Origin of the sequence: Desulfosediminicola ganghwensis (assembly GCF_005116675.2) — a bacterium.
In the GTDB taxonomy this organism is placed as follows: domain Bacteria; phylum Desulfobacterota; class Desulfobulbia; order Desulfobulbales; family Desulfocapsaceae; genus Desulfopila; species Desulfopila ganghwensis.
Genome location: NZ_CP050699.1, coordinates 3,042,194 through 3,067,269, shown reverse-complemented (window position 1 = coordinate 3,067,269; position 25,076 = coordinate 3,042,194). Strand labels below are relative to the sequence as shown.

The window sequence follows — 25,076 nt, the reverse complement described above, 5'->3', positions numbered from 1 at the left end:
CGCCAAACTACTTTACTGACGATCGAGAAATGATGATCATCCAATACCAATTGATACAGATATGATCAAGCCTACGGCTCAAAAAACGCCCCCCCCGGTTAAAGATAACCGGGGGGGCGGTAACAGTTTGCAGTTACTGAACGAGAGGCCGCTCAGTAATGGGAGATTGTGCGGAAGGCTGCAGGGTTCCAACACCGAGACCTGAATTGAATGGATCAATTGTCTGCCGGGACTGAAACTGAAAATCATTTTCTGTCATGCGAAGCAGGTTCGGATCAAGACGATTCATTTCCTGTTCCACGCGTTTGATATTGCTGCGAACCTTATCCGCAATCTCAACATCCGGATATTTGACGAGTATGTCTTTGAGCTTACGGTGACATTCGAGCAGCAGCTTTTTCTGGCTTTCCCGATCTGAAGTTTTGGTAAAGCGGATGAAGAGGTCAGCAGCCTTTCTTCGCTCAGAATTAGCGGCCAGCAAGGCAACTTCAGATATCTTGCTCTCGGCCTTGGCACCATATTCCGTGTCAAGCATCTCGGTAAAGAGTGTTATCGCCTCTTCGTAGCGCTCACCTTTTACCAGCAGCATGCCATTATTCCATTTACGCTGCAGATCCTGAACCTGGGTGAGTTTCAGGGTTTCTCTGTTGACTGCATCTGCCAGAACAAGATCATCTTTTTTGAGCCTGAGCTGATCGCGTTTCTGGTTATCGATCAGATCGAGGGGAACCGAGTCAATAGTACGAATCGCTTGATCATATTTCTTCTCAGCCACAAGCTGATCCACATTGGCAATTAACCGATTCACCCAGCCATCGGCTCTTTTCTGGCTATCCGCTTTAATGATATCCACATTAGAGGAAACAGCGGAATACGGGTAATTAAGCAGAAACTCATCGGCCTGCCAAACAACCTTGTAACCATCTTTTTCTGGAATAAAACCAAGGTAATTCCTAAGCAGACCGGAGTATGCCTTTAACTCGGGCCCACCTTTGACACTCCCTTCGAGAATGGAGATCTGCAACTTGGACCAGTCATCGATTTTGCCAAGGCTGATATACGCTTCAGAAATCTTATTATACTGCTCTTCGGCAGCCTTATAGTTACCGCTGGCGGTGTACAAATCAGCAAGCGTCTTTCGATACGACACAAGATCGGAACCATTGCTGCCTGCGGCGGACATCTCGTCAATAACCTGACGATAGATCTTCGCCGCCTGCCCTTCCTGGTGCAGATACATCAGGGCATTACCGTATCGAAGCTTTGTCTGCTGGTTCAGACGATCTTTCTGGTTCTCGGGAATCTGCAGCCATACCTGAACAACTTCTTCATATTCATGATTGTCGGCATAACGCTTCACGAGTGCTTCCAGCTGCTCAAGTCCGGTGTTATCCTGAGACTGTCCCCAGCCGATGCTGTTTTGAGTGCTATCACCTAACAACTTGCCACAGGGACTCTCAAGAAACTCAATATCCTGTATCTGCAGATCCTGAATGACCGTACCACTCACTCCACCGTTACCGGTATAATTGTGATTCTGTAACAAATCTTCCCTGAGCGCAGTATATCCGTTCAGTACTCCCTGCAGCTTTCTGAAACAGCGGACCATTTGTTCGGTATCATCCTGGCTCAAATCCACCTGCATGGATTTACTGTCCAACTCTTTCCATTTCTCAAGCTTACTACTGTACTGGTAAATTCGATCATTTACATATTGCATTGAAGGCAAGACCTGCTCCCGGGTTACATCCTCCAATGTCAAACCTGACTCATCAGCAATATCGAGATATCCAGGCTGCTGAACAGTCTTTGCCCCGGGGGTATCGGTGGTGCCGTCACCAGTATATACAGGGGCACTCATATTCGGGCCCTGCATGCCGGATGATGGGGTGGCAACTCGTTTCTGGGACTGAACACAACCGGTCAGCGCCAACATACAGCATGCGATAGTACTGATGTAAAATGTCTTCTTCATGATCAGGAGAGGGTCTTAAATTCCGGGGGAGCAGTCGTACAGACCTCAGGGCCTGCGACCGCCGCCTCAATTTATGTCAATATTATTAGTATTTTCATCTTATTACCATATCTGCAGGCGATTACAAGTCTTTAGCCCGCATTTCTTGCAACCAGCTAATCGTACCATATCTGCGAATCAGCTCAAAGCACAACCAAATCATTATAACCAGTTAGCGCACTCACTAACCAGGTTATTACTGCCTGCTACAAAGAACAGGGGCATTGAAGTTTGGATTCAGCACACCAACTTCAATGCCCCTGTGACGTTTCTACCAAAAGTTTTTGAGAAACAGAAGATCAAGGCTCGAAAGCATTTACCAGCTCATCAGAGACAGAAAAAAGCAATCCTTCTCCAACCTGCCAGAAGGGTTCGAAAGTTCTCTCCGGGATGAAACCACTTTCACTTACTTGACCAAAGGTAAGAATTGAAGGCTTATAGCGACTCAATTCGCTCACAGTGCTGGCAGGCTGACCAATCACTCCCCCACCATCACCCTTCACTGCCATGTTCAGTTGGCCAAGATTATTATATTTTAACTGCAGGCCATTAAAAGAGAGATCAACCGGATCAAATGACTCTATATAGCTCCGCTCCTGGATAATGGTATTTACGATATCAACCCAGGACGGCAACGCACCGGCGGCCCCAGTGATTCGAATTGTTGATTTGCGCATATCTGAATTATCGTCAAAACCAACATAGGCGCCTACGGCATAGCCTTTTTCCGGGACCATATAGGTACCGCTCTGACCCAACCCCGGCAGATACCCAAAGAATGATGCATTGGTGTAACGGTTCGCGGTTCCGGTCTTGCCCATCAATGGCACAGGAACCGTCAGGTTGCCAGCCCCGGAGCCGTCAGCCGCGGCAATCTTCACCGCTTTGTCGGCTCGACGACCGGTACCGAACTTCATCACATTTTCCAGTATGTTATTTACAGCAATCCGGCTCTTTTCTCCAAGCACTGGAGTAACGTGACGCTCCGGCTGATAGAGGAGTCTGCCATCGCTGGATTCTATCCGATCAATAATCAGCAGACTGTCGTTATCACTCCCCTGTGGATGCTCCCCATAGGTTGTCAGCTTACCGGTGACCATGGTTTCGTACATCCTGGTCGTCTCAAGCAAACTCATTACATTTGAGCCAAGGGCAAAAGAGAGCACTGGTTGCAGATCGCTTTTTACTCCCATCTGCCGGGCTAGATCGATCAGATACCTCAACCCGACATTGATCCTGAAATCCTTCACCTCGGAAAGCACCTCAAAGCTGTAAGGCAGCTCCCGTTGCAGGCGGCGGTACTCAAAATCCATCTGTCTTGAAAGCATGTCAAACGACTCTACTGACACCTCTCCGTAGAGAAGGATATTACCCCAGAACTGTTTGCGCTCCACCTCTGTCGAGACAAATAGCTGTTGCTGAAGATTTCTGCGGTTTATGACTCTGAGGTCGCCATGCACCAATTTTCTTGGCATGAAAACATATCGACCAAGATTAAAATCGAAAAATAATTCACCGGAATTTAAATCATCGCCAAGCAGGTCCGGTCGCATTAGACCAAGCGGATCTTCCAACCTGTCGGTGTAATTGTGGAGTTGACTTCGTAACTCTTCGAACTTGAGAAAGGTCTTTGAAAGAATTTTCTTTCTGAGCTGCAACTCCTCGATCTCGTAATTCTTTAGTTTGGATCGGTCTTTGAGACTCGCGTTGAGCTGTTCCGTAAAGTTGTCAAAATTCAAGCCGTAATGCAGCGAGTTGAAGTACTTGTACTCCTCAATCATGTTCTCAAACATAAAATCAGCTTCACTATTTCGTAGAGCTGCATTGTATGCGGCCTCGCGAAGTACATCCTGATTCACCACTATGCCGTAACGATCACGAATGCGGTTTCGGTATGTACGATACGGCTCCTGCTCTCCGTTCACGACCTTTGGCGTGAGGCCGAGATGATCGGCAACCGTTTTAAACTGGATAGGGTTCAATTGCTCACAGAGATTTGCCAGCAACCAGACAGACGCGAGATTTTCAGATTTTACACCTGCCCAGCTCATCGAGACCCATTCATGGGGACTCTGGTGGTCGGGACGAGGGAAATACGGCTGATTATGATAGACGAATACATCCCTGGAATTCTGGAGCAGATCCGAACTGTTCCAGCCCAGTTGCAAAGCAGCTGCGAAGACAAATGGTTTGAGGGAAGAGCCCATTGTCCGTTTCGCGTAGACGGCACGGTTATAAAAGCGATTTTCCGTACCGCCCGCCATGGCCCGGATCATACCATCCTTCATAACCATAGTTGCGCCCTGGACCTTGGGGTATTTTTCCAGGTCGAGCAGCACATCGCCAACCTCGTTCACGTCGCGGACGCTTACCCATATTTTATCTCCAGGCTGAATCTGCCCGGCAAGCTTTTCCGTATCAGCCTTGGCTGGCTTGGCCCAGATATTCTTCTGCCACTTTACCCGGGGATCGACCAGATGCTCAAAACCCTTGGTATCAAGCGTACCTGCCCCGAGTTTTCTACCAAAATCGACAACAGCGAGGATCTGGCCGCCGGTCACTGTGACACTGCTTACCGTGCCGAAAAGAAATGAGCCGACATCCAGCCGATTGTCACCGGTATACGTCATCTCACTGTATTCCTGCTGCACTTCATCACGCTCATAACCGCGCAGTAAGGTGTCGAGACGGGAGAGGTCGTGACGAAGAGCGTAGAGGGTTTTTGCCTGGATATCCTTATCAACGGTGGTGATAATCCGGATACCGGAAGTAGCCACATTGTCTATATCGTGTTTTTCCAGACTCTCGGTTATCTCCTGGGTCGTGACAGCATCCTTAACCATCTCCATCACATAATCGAGAGAGTACCCCACCTGCCCCTGATTAAAACCAATATTGGAAGCAAGTGCTTCCCGGTATTTCCCTAGGCCGATCATTTCCAGCTCGAGCATTTTATCGAGCACATATTTCAAACGTCCCCTGGCCCGCTGCTCTGCCAGCTCAGCACTTTCTCTGGTTTTCTTGATGAATGGATTATAATAATTGGGTCTTTTGACACTGCCGGCAATAAAGGCACACTCAACCAAAGTCAGCTCACTCGGCTTCTTGTCAAAGTAATATCTTGCGGCAACCCCCAATCCATGACCGTTCCCACTCACATAGAACTGGTTGGCATAAAATTCGAATATTTTTTCCTTCGGATAGCGATATTCAAGCCGCAACGCAAAGAGCAACTCTTTTAATTTCGCCTTATATGATCTCTCGGTTCTTTTAAATAGATTTTTTGCTGTCTGCTGGGTCAGGGTACTACCGCCCTGGACAATTCTACCCGCCTGAACATTTCTGATAACCGCCCTGGTAATTCCGAAAACGTCAAAGCCGAAATGCTCAAAGAACCGGTTATCCTCAGCCGCCACCAAAGCATTGACAAAATCTTCAGGAATCTCGCCATATCGAACATATTGACGGTGAGCCTCGTCAAAAAACACTCCGAGCTTTGTCTGATTATCATTATAAAATACAGGACTTTCCTTACCAAGAATTGACCCGATATTATTCTCATCAATCTCGGTACCAGGTTCCAGCACGATATAATAGTACAGTCCACCTGAAGCCGTTGCTACAGCTGCAAAACAGACAAACAGGAAAAAATAGAATAGCTTCTTTAACATAGTTGTTTTTTTCTGCCGTGACAGGGTGATATGCGGTATGTGACAGGCAACTGCTTAAAGCCGGGTGTCGGCGGACAGCATTATCCTTGCAATTCTTTACCACTTAGGTTTTAAATACTCTCCAAATATCAATAGCTCTGCGTCAAAACAGACCTGAATGTACAAAGTTATATTGCAGAACTCAATAAACTTTTCCGGGTAACCTATATGGTTCAACGCCCCGTTTACTTAATATATAGGCCACTGATAACTCATATGTTTCTAAAATATATTACGACTGCCCCCCTACTTACAATGATTTCGTCAGCACTTTTTCTCTCAGGCTGCGCGATCAATGAAAAATCCGATTATCTTGCAACAAAAGACGGAAATATCGAAGGAGCCGCTGACAACGACATCAATGATCCCGACCTCAAATACCTTTCAAGCGAATCAGATGCGGACCTTGATGAAGAATTACGGGCTTTAAGTGAAACAGGTGAATGGGGAGAAGATACCACCATCACCGGAGTAGAACAACTCTTCGATTTCCCCGTGGTAACTAATAAACAGGTAGAGATGTACCTGAACCTGTTTCAGACCAGCCAGCGCCGCAGTTTTGAGAGTTGGCTTGCTCGCTCTGGTAAATATGTCCCTTTCATTGAGCATGAGCTGGAAAAGGCCGGACTACCCAAAGACCTTGTATATCTCTCAATGATTGAGAGCGGCTACAGCCAACGCGCCTATTCCCGCTCCCGGGCGGTTGGTCTCTGGCAGTTTATGGCGGCCACCGGCAAACAATACAACCTGAAAATTGACTCATATATAGACCAGCGCATAGACCCGGAAGAATCCACAGCCTCTGCAATCGCATATCTTGGCGATCTCTACAAAGAGTTCGGTGACTGGCATCTTGCTGTTGCCGCCTATAATGCCGGGCCAGGAAAAATTCGTAATGGTCTGAAGCGCTATCAGGTAGATAATTTCTGGGATCTTGCCCAGCATAAATATCTACACCTCGAAACCAAGCGCTATGTACCCAAGCTGATAGCAGCAATCATGATCTCAAGACAGCCCGAGAGATATGGTTTTACCAATATCGCCTACGAAGAGCCTCTTACATACGATAAAATCCAGGTCGAACCAGGCATGCCCCTTGATGCTGTAGCTATTATCTCCGGCACCAACGTCAGGGAAATCAAGGCTCTCAATCAGGAACTCCGTCGCGGCAAGACCCCTCCCAACAAGGTCGGTTACAGTGTAAAAATACCGGCAGGAAGCAGATCGCTTGCCATGTCGAATCTTGACAATCTGCACTCCTATGTCAGCACCGGTTACAAGACGCACACTATCAAGCGGGGAGAAACTATCGCCTCAATCTGTAGAAAGTATAACCTGAACACCACTGCGCTGTTGAAAGTGAATAATCTCAGGTCCTCCAATCTCAAACCGGGGACCAATCTCCGCGTTCCGTATCCGATGGTAAAATACCAGTTGCTGCCGGACGGTGATTTGAGCAATCTCGCTGCATATAATGATAATCTGATCCTGCATAAAATCCAAAGTGGCGAGACTATCTCCAAAATTGCTAAAAAGTACAAGGTTCCGCAAAACATGATTGTCTCCTGGAACGGCTTGAAAAGTGTCCACTCAATCCGCGCCGGGCAGCAACTCGCACTCTTTATAGAGGATGCGAATAAAAGCACCTCAGGAACCAGGCGAATACTCGCTTCAACCAGTAAGTTGATTATCGATCAACCGGCTACATCTGCGCTCGTATCATCATCAGGTGCTATCCCCACACTTACTGCACAGAAAAAGGGCTTGCCGGATGAAGTTTCCATCCCGAGCGACTATAATTGGTACAAGGTTCAGGATGGTGATTCGTTATGGACCATCTCCCGCAGATTTAACATCTCTGCGGATAGCATCCGGGAGTTGAACAACCTCAAGTCCAATCTCATCCACCCTGGTAGTAGGCTTATTATCCGAAAGGGATAGAATATTCCTGTCAAAGAGAGAGAAAGAAAGCAAAGGCTGGCTTGAATTTACGCTGACAGGATGTATCTTTTGACAGAGTCGATGGAGCTACGTTTCAGGTTTTCATGGAATACGTTCCGTTGTTTCCCCCATCTCGATACTTCTGCAGGAATGCTGATTAATTGGCTGTATAAGAGAAAATTTATTCCATGACAACAACAGAAACCGACGCTTATGACTATGGACCAGATGTTCATAGAATCACGATTGCCGATAAGGAAATCCTCCTCATCGGCACTGCCCACATCTCACAGGAATCTGTAGATCTCGTAGAACAGGTAATCAATTCGGAGCAGCCCGACTGTGTCTGCCTGGAACTTGATGACCAGCGCTACCATGCCATGTCCCGCAAGGAGAACTGGCAGGCTCTGGATCTTAAACAGGTCATTCGCAACAAGCAGCTGTCCACTCTCCTGGTCAGCCTGCTGATGGGGTCCTACCAGAAAAAACTCGGGAACCAATTAGGGGTTAAACCTGGTGCCGAACTTCTGGCAGGTGCTGACAGCGCCAAAGCAAATGACATTCCTATTAGTCTCTGCGATCGAGATGTTCGAATCACTTTACGGAGAGCATGGAAATCAACCTCATTGTTTCGTAAAGGCCATTTATTGACTTCTCTTCTGGCCAGTGTTTTCGATTCAGAAGAGATCAGCAAAGAACAGCTTGAAGACATGAAGAAGAAAGATGTGCTTTCCACCCTCATGTCTGAAATGGGAGAATCATTTCCTGATCTGAAGCGAGTGCTGATTGACGAGCGTGACATATATCTTGCCGAGAAAATTAAAGCTTCTGCTGGTCAGAAACTGGTTGCAGTAGTCGGTGCAGGACATGTAGCAGGTATAAAAAAGTCTTTACCGCAGGATCAGCAAAACAAGATAGCGGAAATTAGCACTATTCCGCCGATTTCCAAGGGATGGAAAGTCGCAGGGTGGTCTGTCCCCATGCTGATTCTCGCTTCACTCGTGGCCATCGGGGTGATGAAAGGCGCCAGTGTTGCAGGTGCCAATTTGATGTTTTGGATTGTCGCCAACGGTATTCCTGCGGCTTGTGGTGCCCTTTTGGCACTTGCCCACCCGTTCACCACTATAGGGGCTTTTACCGCAGCCCCTATCACAAGCCTGACACCGGTTATCGGTGCAGGTTATGTAACCGCTTTTATTCAGGTTATGACACGACCTCCTGTAGTTCGTGAATTTGAATCAGTTGGTGATGACATCTCGTCCTTCACCGGCTGGTGGAAAAATAAACTTCTCAGGGTCTTCCTGGTATTTTTCTTCACCGGTCTCGGCTCAGCTATCGGCACCTGGGTAGGCGGCTATGAAATCTTTAAAAATTTAATAAGTTAACTGCTTATCGTAGAGTTGTAATTCTATAGGCAGCAGAACAACAGGTTGTTCACCACTATGACTGAAATTAAAAATGACGAAAAACCTGCTCTTACCAGCAGGCAGAAGAAATATCTTAAAAGCCTCGCTCATGACCTGCCGGCGCTGGTTCAGGTTGGTAAGGAAGGTTTGAGCGAATCGCTTATCGAAGCCGCCGATGTCGAACTCGAACGACGCGAGCTTATCAAGGTAAAACTTGGCAAAAACAGTGGTGTGGAAAAGGATCTGGGCGGAGAACAGCTCGCCAAGGCAACAGACAGTTACCTTGTTCAAATCATTGGTAAAACCCTGATTCTTTATCGCGCAAATCCCAAACGTAAAAAAGACGAGCGCATCAAGCTTCCCAAAGCCTAAAACGCGTTTTGGCCCCTTACGGGGTCAGGCTCTTTTTTTATTGTAAGGGCCTGCATACTGCAAGGCCCGGGCTATATTTTTAGCACCGGGCCTTTTTCTTTTATACAGGAACTGTTTCTGTTAGCGAGATCTTCAACCCTGTGGCTTAAAACCATTCAACACTGATCACGGTATTGAAGAGGTCGAGCGTGTGATCACAAAGACCGGAGACATTCTGATAGAAGCTGTCAAAAAATCGACAAGAGCACTATCGGTTTTTCAGGTCAATCAGGCGGTGACGATTTTATCGTTATCACCAGGCCAACAAAGTGCAGGCGTCGATAATTGCTCGAGACAGACGGGAAGTTGAAAATGTCACTGAGTAGATGGATTCATCTCCAGCACACTTCAAAAAGATCAGAGTTGAAAAAGATCTGTCGCCTTGTCCTGCTCAGCGGCAAGCAGTCTGGCAGGATGGTCAGCCGGCATGTGGGGCAGCGCAGCAGCCATGGCAAAATTAGGGGTATTATTGGTTTCGCTCAGGTGAGCCAATACCGCAACCTGCAAAGAGTTGTGTACCAGGCTACCTAAGAACTCTCCAGCTTCCTCGTTTGCCAGATGGCCATGACTGGATCGCACCCTTTGCTTGAGCATCAGTGGATACGGTCCATTCTTCAACATTTCCGGGTCATGGTTAAACTCAAGGACGAGGCCATGGCACCGGGCAAGCCGTAACTCCATCAACTTAGAAACTTTACCTGTATCGGTACAGTAGCCAAAATGTTTCGTACCATCACTCACCACATAGCCAACCGGATCGAGTGTATCATGGGAGATGCGAAACGATCTCACCTGAAGATCGTCGATGCTCAACTCGTCTCCCGTGGCAAAATCAGCCCTCTGATATAGCTTACCCAGCCTCTTCTCCGCCCCCTCAAAGGTACCTGGATTTGCATGAACAGGTACCTTGCAGCGCCGCGAAATAACTCCTGCTCCGGCAACATGGTCATTATGTTCGTGGGTCAGACAGATCGCTGTAATATTGTCCAGACTTCGACCAATAGAAAGTAACCGTTTCTCAAGCTCTTTACCTGAGAAACCATTATCAATAAGTATCCCGGTAGCACCGCTTTCTATATAGACAGAATTTCCCCGGCTGCCGCTGCCAAGCACACTGAATCTCATGTCAGCGAACTCCGGTATGGCCGAAGCCTCCAGCGCCGCGATCGGTATCATCAAGTTCGGTACAGACATCCCAGCAGGCCAGCGTTACCGGAGCAAGAACCAGTTGAGCTATACGATCCCCCCGCCTGATGGTAAAGCTGTTTTTTCCCAGGTTGATGAGGCCGACTTTCACCTCACCGCGATAGTCTGAATCGATTGTGCCAGGACTATTTATAATAGTAATGCCATGCTTTACAGCCAGGCCACTACGTGGTCGAACCTGTATTTCGAAACCTTCGGGAATAGCAACGGCAAAGCCGGTCGGCACCAACACAATTTCACCTGGTGCGAGCTCAAGATCATCCTCCACCGCCGCCCCTACATCCATACCGGCAGACCCGGCTGTTTCATATGATGGCAACTGGAGATCATGTTGTTCTTCAGGCAGTAACCAACAGAATTTAACTGGCAAGCTTCGTACTGTGGGAGTTCGAAAAGATGTCATAATGGCCTGGTTCAAAATGAAAAAAAAGAAAAAAAAAGCCGGCCCATAAAGAGCCGGCTTAATATCAAATCTGATCCCTTTTCAGTGATCAGTCACTCAGCAATGCCTTACGGCTGAGACGAATACGGCCGCGGTTGTCGACATCAAGGACAGTTACCTCAATCTCGTCACCCTCGCTCACCACATCTGATACCTTAGCAACACGCTTGGTGTCAAGCTCAGAGATGTGAACAAGACCATCGGTTCCCGGCAGAATTTCTACAAAAGCACCGAAATCCTTAATGGTTTTCACGGTACCCTTGTAAACTGCACCAATCTCTACCTCTGCAGTGAGTTCCTTGACTTTGGCGATCAGGGCGTCACCAAGGGTGCCGTTGACAGTGAACATTTTCACCAGACCGCTGTCATCAACCTCAATCTTGGCATCGAACTCTTCTGAAAGTCCTTTGATGATTTTGCCACCAGGGCCGATGATGTCACGAATCTTATCCGGGTTGATCTTGTGGACGAAGTATTTCGGTGCATGGTCTGCAACCTCTTCGCGGGACTCGGAAATACCTTGGCCCATCTCCTCCAGGATGTGAATACGTCCTGCCTTGGCCTGCTCGAGAGCACGACCCATAATATCGCGATCAACACCATCAATCTTGATATCCATCTGCAGGGAAGTCAAACCGTCGCGGGTACCAACAACCTTGAAGTCCATGTCGCCAAGATGATCCTCATCACCAAGGATATCGGAAAGTATTACAATCTTCTCTCCTTCCTTGATCAGCCCCATCGCAATACCGGAAACTGGGTTCTTAAGCGGTACACCGGCATCCATCAATGCCATGGAACCACCGCAGACAGTTGCCATGGAGGATGAACCGTTAGATTCGAGAACCTCGGAAACCACACGAACGGAATACGGAAAGTCCTCTGCGCTTGGCATTACAGCGGAAAGACCACGCAATGCCAGGGTGCCATGACCAATATCACGACGGGAAGGTCCACGCAACATGCGAGCCTCACCCACGCAGTATGGTGGGAAGTTATAGTGAAGCATGAAACGATTGTTGACCTCACCGAGCAAGGTCTCAATACGCTGCTGATCACGCTCAGAGCCAAGTGTCGCGGTAACCATTGCCTGGGTCTCACCACGGGTAAAGAGCGACGAACCGTGGGTCATTGGCAGACAGGCAACTTCGCAATTGATTGGACGAACCTGGTCGAAGGTTCTTCCGTCGATACGAACTTCCTCTTCGACGATTCTGGAACGCATCAGATCTTTCTTGTAGTCAGAAAGATAGTCTGAAATCTCAGAACCACTTTGACCTTCTTCCTCGAGTTCGGCAACGACTTTCTCTTTGAGTTCATCGTAGAGGTCGTAGCGCTTCATTTTGTCGCTGCAGGTTACAACCTCATTCATGCCCTCAGCAGCGATCTCGCGTACCTTGGCCATCAACTCTTCATTAACCGCCGGAGCATCAACTGTACGCTTAGTCTTGCCGTTGGTTTTCTGCAGCTCTTCCTGAATGTCGATGAGCGGCTGGAGATTCTCATAGGCATAGAAGATACCAGAGAGGACCTCGTCTTCTGTCAGCTCGTCAGCCTTACCTTCAACCATGACTACCGCGTTTCTGGTACAGGCAACGACGATATCCATTGTAGACTTTTCAAGCTCTTTAGCGGTTGGGTTGAGCAGGAACTGACCATCGATACAGGCAACACGGCCGCCAGCCACAGGACCGGCAAACGGGATGTCAGACAGGGTGATCGCGCAAGATGCACCGGTCAGAGCCAGTACATCCGGGTTATTCTGCTGATCTGCAGATAGTACAGTAGCGATGACCTGGGTCTCCGCCATATACCCTTCAGGGAAGAGCGGACGAAGCGGACGGTCGATAATGCGGCAGGTGAGAATTTCGTGCTCACTCGGACGACCAATCTCACGACGGAAGTAGTTACCTGGAATACGGCCGACAGAGGCGAGTTTTTCCTGGTATTCAATGGTAAGAGGAAAGAACGGAGCGTCAGGACGCGCCTTTTTCGCTCCAACTACGGTTACCAGAACTACGGTGCCACCACATTTGATGACAATTGATCCTGATGCCTGTTTGGCAATTTTACCGGTTTCGATGGAAATTTTCTTTCCACTGATTTCGGTTTCGACTTGTGTAAACATATTTTCTCCAATTATTCAGCATCAGGGCAATGCAATTGCCATTGTACTGACTGGATTATCCACCAGCCCCGTATGCTTTTCTATTTTCCGGAATTCCTATAAAGACAAAACCTCAGACCGTAGCCGGGTTATGGCACAGCCTGAGGCATACAATGGCTCTAACGTACGTAGGGGAATACCAACAATACTGGCATTGACTACTTCCTAATACCGAGATCCTGAATAAGAGCTCTGTATTTGTTTACGTCTTTTTTCTTGAGGTAGTCAAGCAGGCTTCTGCGCTGTCCAACCAACTTCAGAAGGCCCTGACGAGAGTGATGATCCTTCTTGTGTGTCTTGAAGTGCTCGGTCAGGTACTGGATACGGTCGGTCAAAAGAGCAATCTGCACCTCTGAAGAACCGGTATCTGAAGAATGGATTTTATGTTTTTCGATAATTTCGTTTTTCTTAATTGTTGTTTGTGCCACAACATTCCTCCTGTACTGTATACTCAATCTAATCAATCGATATCATTAATTTCGGCTTCATTTTTATCACAGAGTTAGATAGGCTCTCTGATAAAAATACGGTCCCCAATGTGAACCGGCAGGTGGCTTGGGAGCAGGTGGCGTGTCCCAAAAAGTCACCTATAATCTATAATACAACTACAAAACATATTAAAGTAGCCAACTCTGTCATTTATTGCAACAGATTCCCGACATCCTCTACCGATAACATGCTTTTCATGATGTTCTCACGTTCAGCAGGGTCGGAAAGTGTCTGGCCATTGACTGCATTTTCTATAGTGAATGGACCGCTTCTGGTTCTCCGCAATCCTGTTAGGTACGCACCGCAACCCAAGGCTGTACCTATATCAGCTGCCAGGGTTCGTATATACGTTCCCTTGCTGCACACCACGCGAATCTGAAATTCAGGATGATACCCACATAAATCACCTTTGGTATCTATGCGCTCAAGTTCCAGGATGTTAACTCTGCGTGGCTCCTTTTTCACCTCTATACCTTTACGAGCGTAATAATAGAGTGGTTTACCTTTATATTTAAGAGCAGAATATGCGGGTGGTTCCTGCATCTGCTCACCCCTGAAAGAGGCGAGGCATTCCTCAATACGACGTTCGCTCAGGTAGCCAACCGCTCCTTCACCAACAACTTCACCCTCAGGGTCAAGTGTGCTTGTCTGCCTTCCAAGACAGAGTGTAGCCACGTATTCCTTCTCTCCATCCATGAAAGATGAGATCAGGCGAGTCGCAGGTCTGCCGCCACAAATAATCAGCAGCCCTGAGGCAAATGGATCGAGCGTTCCTGCATGACCGACCTTTTTAATGCCAAGCAACTTTCGAACGTGGCGAACCATGGTAAAAGACGAAGGACCGACCGGTTTGTCGATCAAAAATACTCCGGCATAAAAATCTGACATTGATATATGTAATTACGGAAAGGCTATTCCGCTTGATCTTTTAAACGCAAGCGTAATTTCTGCAGCACCAGCGAGTGAACTTCATCCACGGTTTTGTCCTGAAAACGGAACCCTGCGGCATTTCTATGGCCGCCCCCACCGAAGTCTGCTGCAACATCTGCCACATCACACTCGCCTTTTGCTCTGAGGCTGACAGAAACTGTACCCTCGGTTCCTTCTTTCACAAATACCGCAACTTTAGCTGTGCCAAGGGAGCGAGGGTAATTAATAAAACCCTCTACATCGTGAGAGGTTGCGCCACTTTTCTCCAGCATCTCCTGAGTAACGTGGACAAAGGCCAACTGACCGCCATCATAAACCGCAAGGGTACTTAACACCTGTTGGAGCAACTTAATTCTCGGCAGACTGACATTGTCGTAGAGATTCTGGGAAATCTCATGCGGCTTGACGCCTCTTTCCAAAAGTTCGGCAACGACGCGGAATGTGCGAGGTTTTGTCGACTCATAACGAAAAGAGCCGGTATCGGTACAAATCGCCACGTAGAGATTTACAGCAGCCTCATAAGATATTTCGGCATCGAGAGCCAAAGCGAGTTCATAAATCATCTCGCCGGTTGAAGACGCACCCGGTTCAACCCAGCGAAACTCGCCATAATCCTTATGTGATTTATGATGATCGATAACGAGAAACGGCCTGAGTTTCAACAGGTCTTCCATGTGAACGCCAAGCCGTCGGTCATCACCTGAATCAAGTGCAACGGTGATGTGGCCATCACCTGCGGCTCTTGCCTCGGTGATGACCGTATCTATATCGTTATTGGCACGCTCTGTGCCGGGCAGGAAACTGAACAGTTCGGAAACAGGCTCTTCGAGAAATACCATTACCCGTTTACCCATCGCCTCCAGAATGTCGGCGAATGACAAAATAGAGCCAAGCGCATCACCATCAGGATGGATATGGGTTAACAGGGTAATACTCTCAGCCTGCCTGATTGCTTCAGTTATTTTTTCAGGAATCTTCGCTGCGGTCTTTTCGCTCATTCTCTATTTCCTGAAAAAGTGATTCAACATGAGCCACCTTGTCGGCATTGTCGTCATACCTGAATTGCAGATCAGGTGTATGTTTCAGGTTCAGGGTTTTAGCCAGATGACTGCGCATAAAACCTCTTGCGTTCTGCAACGACTTCTCTGCCCCTTTAGCCCGTTTTTTACCACTTAACAGGGTAAAAAAGACGCGGGCTATTTTCAGGTCGTCCGTAACCTCCACTCTGGAGATATTAACCTCTCCAAGTTTCGGGTCACGGACCTTGCTGAGCATAAGCACTGCCAGTTCGTTACGAATTACATCGGCCACACGGGCGGGCCGCTTCTTCTCCTGTCGGCCAAGGCCGATGGAGTCAAGCGTTTCTTTCGGATCCCAGATATTCACACTTCACCAACTACTAGTCCAGGGTCGCTTCCACCTCGAGCATTACAAACGCTTCGAGATGATCACCTACCTTGATATCATTAAAGTTCTCTACGCCGATACCACATTCATAACCGGTAGCGACCTCTTTAACATCGTCTTTGAAGCGCCTGAGAGAACCGATTTTGCCAGTGTAAACAACCACACCTTCCCTGAGGACGCGAACACCGGCATTCCTCTGAATCTTGCCATCGGAGACACTACAACCTGCGATAACTCCGATTTTCGGTACACTGAATGTTTCACGAACCTCAGCAAGACCAATAACGTCTTCCTTGTAAGTCGGCTCCAGCATACCCACCATCGCTTTACGGATATCGTCCAGCGCATGATAGATTACGTCGTAAGACCGGATATCGACATTTTCCTTGGTGGCAAGTTCCTTTACTTTAACGGTCGGACGAACGTTAAAGCCGATGATAATTGCTTCAGAAGCAGATGCCAGCAGGATATCGGATTCGGTGATGGTACCGGTACCTTCGTGCAGCACGCGAACTTTAATATCCTTGGTGGAAAGTTCTTCTGCTGCCTTGGCGAAGGCCTCAAGAGTACCCTGCACATCAGAACGGAGAATAACCCGCAGTTCCTGCACCTCTCCTTCGCTCATCTTCTCAAAGAGCTTGTCGAGGGAAATCTTGCTGTTGGCTCCAAGCTCAGCTTCACGTGCCTTCATCGCACGAACCTGGCTGACGTTCTTAGCCATCTTCTCATCGGTAACAACGACGAATTCGTCACCTGCCTGCGGTACACCTGAAAGACCTTGAACCTCTACAGGAATAGAAGGACCAGCTGTCTTGATGGTACGTCCGCGGTCGTCGAACATTGCCCGAACTTTACCGGCATGCATGCCCACGACAAAGTTGTCGCCATTGTTTAAGGTACCTTCCTGGACGAGTACGGTTGCCACCGCACCACGACCTTTGTCAAGCTTAGCCTCAATTACGCGACCTTTGGCTTTTCTCTGTTTGTCAGCCTTGAGCTCAAGTATTTCAGCCATGAGCTGGATGGACTCCATAAGCTCATCGATGCCGATATTGTTTTTGGCAGAAGTCTCACAGAAGATTGTCTGACCACCCCACTCTTCAGGAATCAGGTCATAATCAGCAAGTTCACGCTTAACACGATCCGGATCGGCATTGTCTTTATCGATCTTATTGACCGCAACAAGAATGGGAACATCAGCAGCCTGGGCATGATTGATTGCCTCACGGGTCTGATCCATCACACCATCATCAGCGGCAACAACCAGAATAACGAGGTCAGTTACCTGGGCACCACGGGAACGCATCTCGGTAAAGGCGGCATGGCCTGGGGTATCTACAAAAGTAACGTCACCAGCGCTTGAGCGAACATGGTATGCACCAATATGCTGGGTAATACCACCAGCCTCACCCTCAGCCACATCAGTTTTTCGAATGGCATCGAGAATAGATGTTTTACCGTGGTCAACGTGCCCCATAACTGTAACGACAGGTGAGCGTGACACAAGTTCTCCGCCCTCCTGGGACTCATCAAGCATCTGGATACCGATCTCTTCGGTAATTCCCTGCTCGACTTCATAACCGAAGTCAGCGGCAATCAGCATAGCGGTATCCACATCAACAGCCTGGTTGATAGTCGCCATGACACCGAGGCCCATCAGTTTGGCAATTACCTCACTGGCCTTGATGCGCATGCGGGCAGCAAGCTCGCTTACTGTGATGGTATCGTAAACTACGATACGGCGTTTACTGGCCTTCATCTCGGCTACAGGCTGAACTACACGCTCTTTCTGCCCTCTGCCTTTTTTCCCACGTTTACCTTGGCTGCGGCTATAGTCATTGCCAAAGTGGGTAAATTTTACGTTCTTGCCACCTTTTTTTCCGCCTTTAGCCGGTCTGCGATTACGATCATCTTCTTTGACAACGGCGCCTTTCTTACCACGTTTTTTACCACGTGCATCATCTGCAACTGGTTGAGCAGGGGTACTTGGAGCAGCTGGCTGATCCGGACGCGCTGGTCTGCGACTCGGTGCAGGTTTTGTTGGCCTCTTACGAGGTCGTGATGGATGACTACTCTCCGGCTCTTTTGGCAACTCAATAGTACCAACAATTTTGGCCATTCCACGGCGCTGCGGCTGGGCAGCAGGTTTTGCCTTTGGCTTTTCCTGCCTGGCAGGCTTATCTGCTTCTACCTTCTTTAAAGGCTGGTCCTGTTTTGAGGGCGCGGCAGGCTGCTTTTCTTCTACAACAGGTTCCTGCACCACAACTTTTTCAGTATTTTCTTTTCTCACCAATTTTTCCGGCTGGTCAACAGCTTCTTTTTCTTGCTTTAATTCTTCACTGACGACACTTTTTTCCGGTTTGGAAATTGCCGGTTCAGACTTAGGCTCCGGTTTTGGCTCCGGAGAACGACTCTTTTCAACTTTAGCAGGCTTGGGAGGTACAGGACGACTGATAACCTTGGCGACGTTCTCGGCCCGGGGAGTGACGGGCTGTTTCTTCGCAGGTTCAGCATCAATCTCCGCCTCACTAGCACCTTGCTCCGGCTCTTTTGCCTCAATTTCTTTTTCTGGCACAGAAGACTCTGCAACCGCATCCGCTACCGTAGCTTCCGCATCAACACTTTCAGCAGTCGATTCTGGCGCCACATCATCCATCGACGCTGTTTCTACAGACTCGTCCTGTGGCTTCGCCTTACGACGGATTACGGTTGATCGGCGGCGAATAACAGTCGACCCCTGATCACCGCTGATCCGCTTTTCAACCATTTTGGTATCTGAGTCTTTCAATACCGTAGTACGGATTTTGGCAGCTGTTTCCTCATCGACTGATGAACTGTGGCTCTTAATGTCGTAGCCAGCTTCTATGAGTTTATCTGCCAAAGCCTTACCACTCATACCGGCTTCCTTGGCCAGTTCGTAAACCCTAACCTTGCTCATTCTTTACTCCCGTATTTCCTTCTCTCCTAGCACTCAGAGCTCTTACCGATTCATCATCATAAGATGGATCATCACTGTAGAGCTATTATAGATACTATTTCCTCAAAGGCGAAATACTCTTTTCCATTTTTTATTCTGCTTTACGAACCTCTGCAGACAACGTTCAACCTTGCAACAGTATGCACCCCGACCGGTTTCCCGACCAGTTTCATCAATTATCGGCGAGTCACCTCGCCAGACAAAACGCTGAAGGTTGCTTTTTATATCTTTGCGGCCACAAGCCACACAAGTTCGTACCGGTTCCGCCACACAACACCTATTCTTACGCTTCAGGCTTCTCCTCGGAGACTTCGTCCCCACCCTCTGCGTCGCCAGATTCTTCAGCTTCCCGAGCTTCCTCACGTTCCTCATCGGTAACGTCTTCATCAAGGGTTCCTACCACTTCGCTGGCAACCTCTTCCTCTACCGATGTCTCTTCCTCAGCCTCCTGATCACTCTCAGAGAGCTCAGGCATGGCCGCCGCTGCAACCTTAGCGGCATCAATCAATGCAGCTGCAGACTCATTGCCGAGAGAACGAATCACCAGAAGATCTTCGACACTCTTTTGGGCAAGATCAGCAACAGAGCGGACACCTTTGCCGAAAAGTTGATCAGCAAGCGACTCATCAACTCCGTCAAGAGCCAGAATTGTCTGATAACCGGCATCCTGGAGATTATTCCAGCGCTGCTCGCTCTTCACATCAATTCTCCAGCCCAATAGCCGGGACGCAAGTCGTACATTCTGTCCTTGCCTGCCAATTGCCAGAGAGAGCTGATCGTTTGGTACAACCACCAGCATAGAGTTATTGTCCTCATCAACCCGAACCATGCTTACATGAGCTGGAGCAAGCGCATTGTAAACATATTTAGCCGGATCCGGGGACCAGGTAACAATATCAATCCGCTCACCCTGAAGTTCCTGGACAACGTTCTGCACCCTTGAACCCTTCATTCCGACACAAGCACCTACCGGATCAACGTCACTCTCTGAGGAACTCACTGCAATCTTGGCACGAAAGCCTGGTTCACGACTTACGCCCATGATACGTACGATGCCCTCAGAGATCTCCGGCACTTCCATCTGGAACAACTTAGCCAGGAACTCATCATTTGTCCTGGAGAGAACCAGCTGTGAATCACGTGCGGTCTGACGCACCTCAGTAAGATAGGCGCGGATACGGTCACCTTGCTTGAAGGAACGCTTGGGAATCTGCTGATCCTTCGGCAAAATAGCATCGGTACGACCCAGATTGATGATCATATTGCCACGCTCAAAGCGCTGCACAATACCGCTTACAACCTCACCCTGCCGATCCTTGAACATGTCGTAAATCACTTCACGCTCAGCATCTTTCATCTTATGGATGATTACCTGCTTGGCTGACTGTGCAGCAATACGACCGAGATCGGTAATATTTTGCATCTTTTCGCCAAGCTCATCACCCATCTGTACATCAGGGTCCAGGCTTATAGCTTCTTCATATGAAATTTCAGTCTGTTCATCTTCAGCCACTTCGACGACACTTCGGAACTGAAAGACCTCTACCTCGCCGTATTCGTCGTTGTAGCGAACCTCAATATCCCGCCGGCTGCCAAGCTTTTTACGCGCAGCTGACTGTACCGCCTCCTCAATGGCCTCAACCAGCAACTGCTTGTCGAATCCGCGATCTCTGCTGATCTGATCGATTATGCGTTTAAGCTCCGATACCATTTTTTTTGCTCCATGCTTATTGCTTCCTGCCTCTTTACGGGAGGACATTCGCACTCAGTTGTAACGCAATTGTCTTTCACCCTTCGAACACTACAGTGACAGACGGGCTTTCCTGATAAGTTCAAAAGGCAGCTGCACGGTACTTTCGTCTTCCAGCTGCAATTCTACGTGCTCATCATTTGACTGCTGAATAACTCCCACAAACACTTTCTGATCGCCAACAGCTTCCCGCAGCTTGATGCGCGCTTTTTTGCCGGCAAACCGCTGGTAATCGGCAAGAGACTTCAAAGGCCTCTCAATACCTGGAGAGGAGACCTCTAAATTATATGGATAATCAATCAGATCTTCCACGTCGAGGAAATCACTCATTTCACGACTGACATCAGCGCAATGATCAACAGTTATTCCCTCTTCACTATCAATAAGAATCCGCAAAACCCAGCCGTGCCCTTCTCTTCGGAACTGAACATCAACCAGTTCAAGCCCCATGGAGGGCAGCAAAGTTGCTGCAAAATCTTCAATTTTTTCAATTATAAAGTCGCTCATCAGCCAATACCCGCTACGAAAGCGATGAATTTTCCTTTAGGCCCATGCCTCACGGCGGCACCTGATATACCGGCATCATCATTCAGGCATAAAAAAAAGCGGGCAAAGCCCACTTTCCAAAGCCTTCCTGCAGAGACACCTGCTGGAGGTATACCGGCGTTGTCGAGCGGAGCATTTTACGTAAATGACTCCAACCCGAATTGAAGAAAGGAGTTTTCACGCAACTACCCTGTAATCTGCCTCAACAGATCGAAAGTCCAATCTTTCAATGTGGCAAATAAAACATACTTCGTTTTCCCTGTCAAGAGGGCCAACAAAAATGAGAATCGGCAAAACATAGAAAGATCAGAGCTTATCAGATTATTCCACTCCTGAAAATTTAACTGCTTTTGTCTGTTACGCAAGAAGCAAGATTTAAACAGCGGTCATTTACCTATGGGTTGCAGGTAACCATTTTCCACCAACTATACCTCTATATTTACTTGCCTTTATTAGGAAATTCATAAAGTGGTGAAACCGGATGAATGGTAAAAATATTTTAAAATCCATTTGACAAACCTGACGCAGATATATACAACATCTTTCAATTCCGGGATGGTTGGTTTTTCCTATTCATTATGATGTACTTTCATTCACAGGCAAAAAAACCTGCTTCAAGAGTTGCGTTAACACGCCAAGACACATAACATTCTGTCACCTGATCAATAATCTTCCAGGGTAAACGGCTGGCCCAGATATTTCGCCTTGCTTCACTGCCCCCTATAATAAAATACATGACAGCAAAAACTCTCATAATTGCCGAGAAACCAAGTGTCGCCGGAGATCTCGTCAAGGTACTGCCAGGCAAATTCAAAAAGACGAAAACTCACTTTGAAAGCGATGATTATATAGTTTCGTATGCCATAGGCCACCTGGTATCCATCTGCTACCCGGAAGAAATCAACCCGGATTACCAGAAATGGGGAATGGAAAACCTGCCAATTCTCCCCGAATCATTTCCCCTCAAGGGCCTGGACGGAACAAAATCCCAATTAAATGCCTTGCAGAAGCTGATCCGCAGAAAAGACGTTGTTGAGATAATCAACGCCTGTGATGCCGGTCGCGAAGGTGAATTGATTTTTAAATACATAATCAATTACGTCTGGAACAACTCCGTAGCCAGAAAATCTTTCAAGCGTCTATGGCTGCAATCGATGACCACAGATGCAATAAAGAAAGGTTTTGACAATCTGCGGCAGAATGAAGAGATGGTACCGCTTGAGGACACCGCTCTCTGTCGCTCAGAATCTGACTGGCTGATAGGCATCAATGCAACCAGAGCCCTTACCGGCTTCAATTCAAGGAAAGGTGGTTTTTTCCTTACTCCCTGCGGGCGAGTGCAGACCCCGACCCTTTCACTCATAGTAAAACGTGAGCAAGTCCGCCTGGGGTTTGAGCCGGTTCCCTACTCTACCCTGACTGCAACCTTTGCAGCTGATGGGCAGGAGTATCTCGGGAAATGGATAGATACTGGTTTTAGAAAAGACCCGGCCAACTCCTACGCTAAAGCCGACCGGATCTGGGAACCTGAGAAAGCGCTGGCAATCGTAGACAAATGTACAGGCAAGCCCGCCGAGGTTACCGAAACCAGCAAGGAGTCAACCCAGCGTTCACCACAACTTTACGACCTCACCTCACTCCAGCGTGAGGCGAACTCCCGTTTCGGTTTTTCTGCCAAAAATACTCTTGGCCTGGCCCAGGCCTTGTATGAGCGTCACAAGGTGCTCACTTATCCGAGAACTGACAGCCGGAACCTGCCTGAAGACTATGTAAAAACCGCCACCGAAACTGTTAAAAAGCAAAAAGGCTGGCAATATGGTAAATTTGCAGATGAGGCGCTTGAAAAGGGCTACATCAAAAAAGACAAACGCATATTCGACAATAAGAAAATTACCGATCACCATGCGATTATGCCCACCAGCCTGTTGCCCAAGGAACTTTCTGAACCAGAGCTGAAAATTTACCAGATGGTTGTTCAGCGCTTTCTGGCAGTTTTTTTCCCGGCAGCTGTATATATGAACACCAGGCGGACCTCCATCGTTGAAAAGGAGACCTTCATCACCGAGGGCAAGATTCTTCTGAACGCAGGCTGGAAAGCCATTTACGGCGGAGGTCAGTCTGGTGAGAACGAAAAGCTGCTGGCCCCCTTGGCTCCAGACGCCAAGGTCAATTGTGACTCCATCGAAAAAGAAGACAAGGAGACGACCCCGCCACCGCGATATACAGAAGCCACACTCCTGTCGGCGATGGAAAAATCCGATAAATTCATTGATGACGAAGAACTCGCCGATGCCATGAAAGAGCGTGGGCTTGGCACACCTGCCACCCGTGCGGCGATCATAGAGAAACTCATCAAGGAAAAGTATATTGTTCGTGAGGGCAAGGACCTCACTCCCACCGGCAAAGCCTTTGAGCTGTTATCCCTGCTGGAAGCCATGAAAATTGAGGTGCTCGCCTCTCCGGAAATGACTGGTGAATGGGAATATAAGCTTAACCAGATCCTGAAAGGGCAGCTTACCCGCGAAAAGTTCATGAAGGAGATCCGGGATCTCACCAGGCATATCATTGACCAGATAAAAAACTTTGAAGCCACAGAGGTTCGTCAGGAAGCACCCTTCAGCCCGGTTGACGGAGTCAAGTTTTTCGGTTCTCCTACAGCCTGGATCTCAGAAGACGAAAAGATCACCATCCGCAAGATCCTCGGTGGGCGGGTAATGAGTGACGATGAGATAGTTCGCCTCATCAAAGGCGAGACACTCGGACCATACAGCGATTTCCGTTCAAAACGCGGCAAACCTTTCACCGCTTCGGTTCGTTACAACAAAAAAATTGAATTCATCTTTGCTGATTCCACTGATGATATAGATATTGAGGAAATCAAAAAATCAACACCGCTTGGACAATCGCCAATTGACGGAAGCCCCGTTTACGAAACACCTGCGGGCTATATGTCAGCTTCCGCTTTAGATGGTGACAAAGACAAGGGACTGAAAATCGGAAAAATCATTCTTTCAAAAGAAATATCGTCCGCAAATATCAAGCAACTCTTGACTGATGGCAAAACAGAGTTGATAAAAGGCTTTATATCTAAAAAGAGAAAACCTTTTGACGCGTATCTGCTGCTCGGGAAAAACGGCAAGATCAGTTTTGAGTTTCCACCGCGCAAGCAGCGTAAAACAGCATAAAAAATTTCACCGCCCCTACAGATTTCGGGGCAAGAATACTATGAGAAAACTAAAAAAAGAATACCGCGATAAAAGCGGGTTGGAACTGGCCAAAACATGTGCCCAGGTTGCCCTGGATACCAAGGCTGAAGATGTTGTAATTCTGGACGTACAAGGTAAAGCGTCTTTTACTGACTTTTTTGTAATCATGAACGGCCGTTCGACCCGTCATGTCCAGGGACTCGCCGAGGCTATTGAAGGTGAGATGCGCTCAAAACGTGTTAAAACCTCAAGGGCAGAAGGCCTTCAGGACGGAATGTGGGTTCTTCTTGATTTTGGGGATGTCGTTGTTCACATTTTTTATTATGATCAGCGTGAGTTCTATGATCTGGAAGGGTTGTGGCATGACGCCCCCCGAATCAACGTCGAAGACCAGTAACTGACACCTGTACTGGCCAGACTATTTCACTTTGGCAGTCTCCACTGCATCCTGAATTCCCATGAGCTGCCAAATTC

The 25,076-nt window shown here is 48.0% G+C and carries 18 protein-coding genes; 5 read left to right on the top strand and 13 right to left on the bottom strand.

Annotation, left to right across the window (positions count from 1 at the left end):
* Positions 1–133: 133 nt before the first annotated feature.
* Positions 134–1,975 carry a tetratricopeptide repeat protein gene (locus FCL45_RS12995; RefSeq protein WP_136797853.1) on the bottom strand — a complete coding sequence of 614 codons (1,842 nt, stop codon included), beginning with the start codon at positions 1,973–1,975 and terminating at the stop codon, positions 134–136.
* Positions 1,976–2,313: 338 nt separating this feature from the next.
* Positions 2,314–5,685 (bottom strand): transglycosylase domain-containing protein, encoded by a 3,372-nt coding sequence (locus FCL45_RS12990; protein WP_136797854.1) that lies wholly within the window; start codon positions 5,683–5,685, stop codon positions 2,314–2,316.
* Between the two features lie 294 nt (positions 5,686–5,979).
* Here FCL45_RS12990 and FCL45_RS12985 point away from each other — a divergent pair, with 294 nt between their 5' ends.
* The 3 genes from FCL45_RS12985 to yhbY all read left to right on the top strand — a co-directional run bounded on the left by FCL45_RS12985 (position 5,980) and on the right by yhbY (position 9,443).
* On the top strand, positions 5,980–7,665 hold the full coding sequence (locus FCL45_RS12985; protein ID WP_167495787.1) for a LysM peptidoglycan-binding domain-containing protein: 1,686 nt from the start codon (positions 5,980–5,982) through the stop codon (positions 7,663–7,665).
* Positions 7,666–7,853: 188 nt separating this feature from the next.
* Positions 7,854–9,050 (top strand): TraB/GumN family protein, encoded by a 1,197-nt coding sequence (locus FCL45_RS12980; protein ID WP_136797856.1) that lies wholly within the window; start codon positions 7,854–7,856, stop codon positions 9,048–9,050.
* A 57-nt stretch (positions 9,051–9,107) separates the two neighbouring features.
* Positions 9,108–9,443 (top strand): ribosome assembly RNA-binding protein YhbY, encoded by a 336-nt coding sequence (yhbY, locus tag FCL45_RS12975; protein WP_136797857.1) that lies wholly within the window; start codon positions 9,108–9,110, stop codon positions 9,441–9,443.
* Positions 9,444–9,839: 396 nt separating this feature from the next.
* On the opposite strand, the gene FCL45_RS12970 is transcribed toward yhbY, so the two are convergent.
* From FCL45_RS12970 to FCL45_RS12920, 11 genes are all read right to left on the bottom strand, one after another.
* Entirely contained in the window at positions 9,840–10,607 is a 768-nt protein-coding gene (locus tag FCL45_RS12970) for an MBL fold metallo-hydrolase (RefSeq protein WP_136797858.1), read from the bottom strand.
* A gap of 1 nt (position 10,608) precedes the next feature.
* A complete protein-coding gene (dut, locus tag FCL45_RS12965) occupies positions 10,609–11,091 on the bottom strand; it encodes a dUTP diphosphatase (protein ID WP_136797859.1) in 483 nt (160 codons plus the stop codon).
* A gap of 88 nt (positions 11,092–11,179) precedes the next feature.
* Entirely contained in the window at positions 11,180–13,258 is a 2,079-nt protein-coding gene (gene pnp, locus FCL45_RS12960; protein ID WP_136797860.1) for a polyribonucleotide nucleotidyltransferase, read from the bottom strand.
* Between the two features lie 197 nt (positions 13,259–13,455).
* On the bottom strand, positions 13,456–13,725 hold the full coding sequence (rpsO, locus tag FCL45_RS12955) for a 30S ribosomal protein S15 (RefSeq protein ID WP_136797861.1): 270 nt from the start codon (positions 13,723–13,725) through the stop codon (positions 13,456–13,458).
* A 211-nt stretch (positions 13,726–13,936) separates the two neighbouring features.
* Entirely contained in the window at positions 13,937–14,674 is a 738-nt protein-coding gene (truB, locus tag FCL45_RS12950) for a tRNA pseudouridine(55) synthase TruB (protein ID WP_228721325.1), read from the bottom strand.
* Between the two features lie 23 nt (positions 14,675–14,697).
* Positions 14,698–15,714 carry a DHH family phosphoesterase gene (locus FCL45_RS12945; RefSeq protein ID WP_136797863.1) on the bottom strand — a complete coding sequence of 339 codons (1,017 nt, stop codon included), beginning with the start codon at positions 15,712–15,714 and terminating at the stop codon, positions 14,698–14,700.
* Positions 15,683–16,102 (bottom strand): 30S ribosome-binding factor RbfA, encoded by a 420-nt coding sequence (gene rbfA, locus FCL45_RS12940; RefSeq protein ID WP_136797864.1) that lies wholly within the window; start codon positions 16,100–16,102, stop codon positions 15,683–15,685. Before rbfA ends, FCL45_RS12945 begins: the two co-directional genes overlap by 32 nt.
* 13 nt (positions 16,103–16,115) lie before the next feature.
* On the bottom strand, positions 16,116–19,061 hold the full coding sequence (gene infB / locus FCL45_RS12935; protein ID WP_136797865.1) for a translation initiation factor IF-2: 2,946 nt from the start codon (positions 19,059–19,061) through the stop codon (positions 16,116–16,118).
* 102 nt (positions 19,062–19,163) lie between these two features.
* A complete protein-coding gene (locus tag FCL45_RS25305) occupies positions 19,164–19,472 on the bottom strand; it encodes a YlxR family protein (RefSeq protein ID WP_136797911.1) in 309 nt (102 codons plus the stop codon).
* Positions 19,384–20,811, bottom strand: a complete 1,428-nt coding sequence (nusA, locus tag FCL45_RS12925) for a transcription termination factor NusA (protein WP_136797866.1) — start codon at positions 20,809–20,811, stop codon at positions 19,384–19,386. Before nusA ends, FCL45_RS25305 begins: the two co-directional genes overlap by 89 nt.
* A 90-nt stretch (positions 20,812–20,901) precedes the next feature.
* Positions 20,902–21,357, bottom strand: coding sequence for a ribosome maturation factor RimP (locus FCL45_RS12920; RefSeq protein ID WP_136797867.1), 456 nt, complete (start codon positions 21,355–21,357; stop codon positions 20,902–20,904).
* Between the two features lie 773 nt (positions 21,358–22,130).
* Between FCL45_RS12920 and FCL45_RS12915 the strand changes: the two genes are divergently transcribed.
* Together FCL45_RS12915 and rsfS are read left to right on the top strand one after the other, a co-directional pair.
* A complete protein-coding gene (locus FCL45_RS12915; RefSeq protein ID WP_136797868.1) occupies positions 22,131–24,581 on the top strand; it encodes a DNA topoisomerase III in 2,451 nt (816 codons plus the stop codon).
* Between the two features lie 40 nt (positions 24,582–24,621).
* Positions 24,622–24,999 (top strand): ribosome silencing factor, encoded by a 378-nt coding sequence (rsfS, locus tag FCL45_RS12910; protein ID WP_136797869.1) that lies wholly within the window; start codon positions 24,622–24,624, stop codon positions 24,997–24,999.
* Positions 25,000–25,076: the final 77 nt, after the last annotated feature.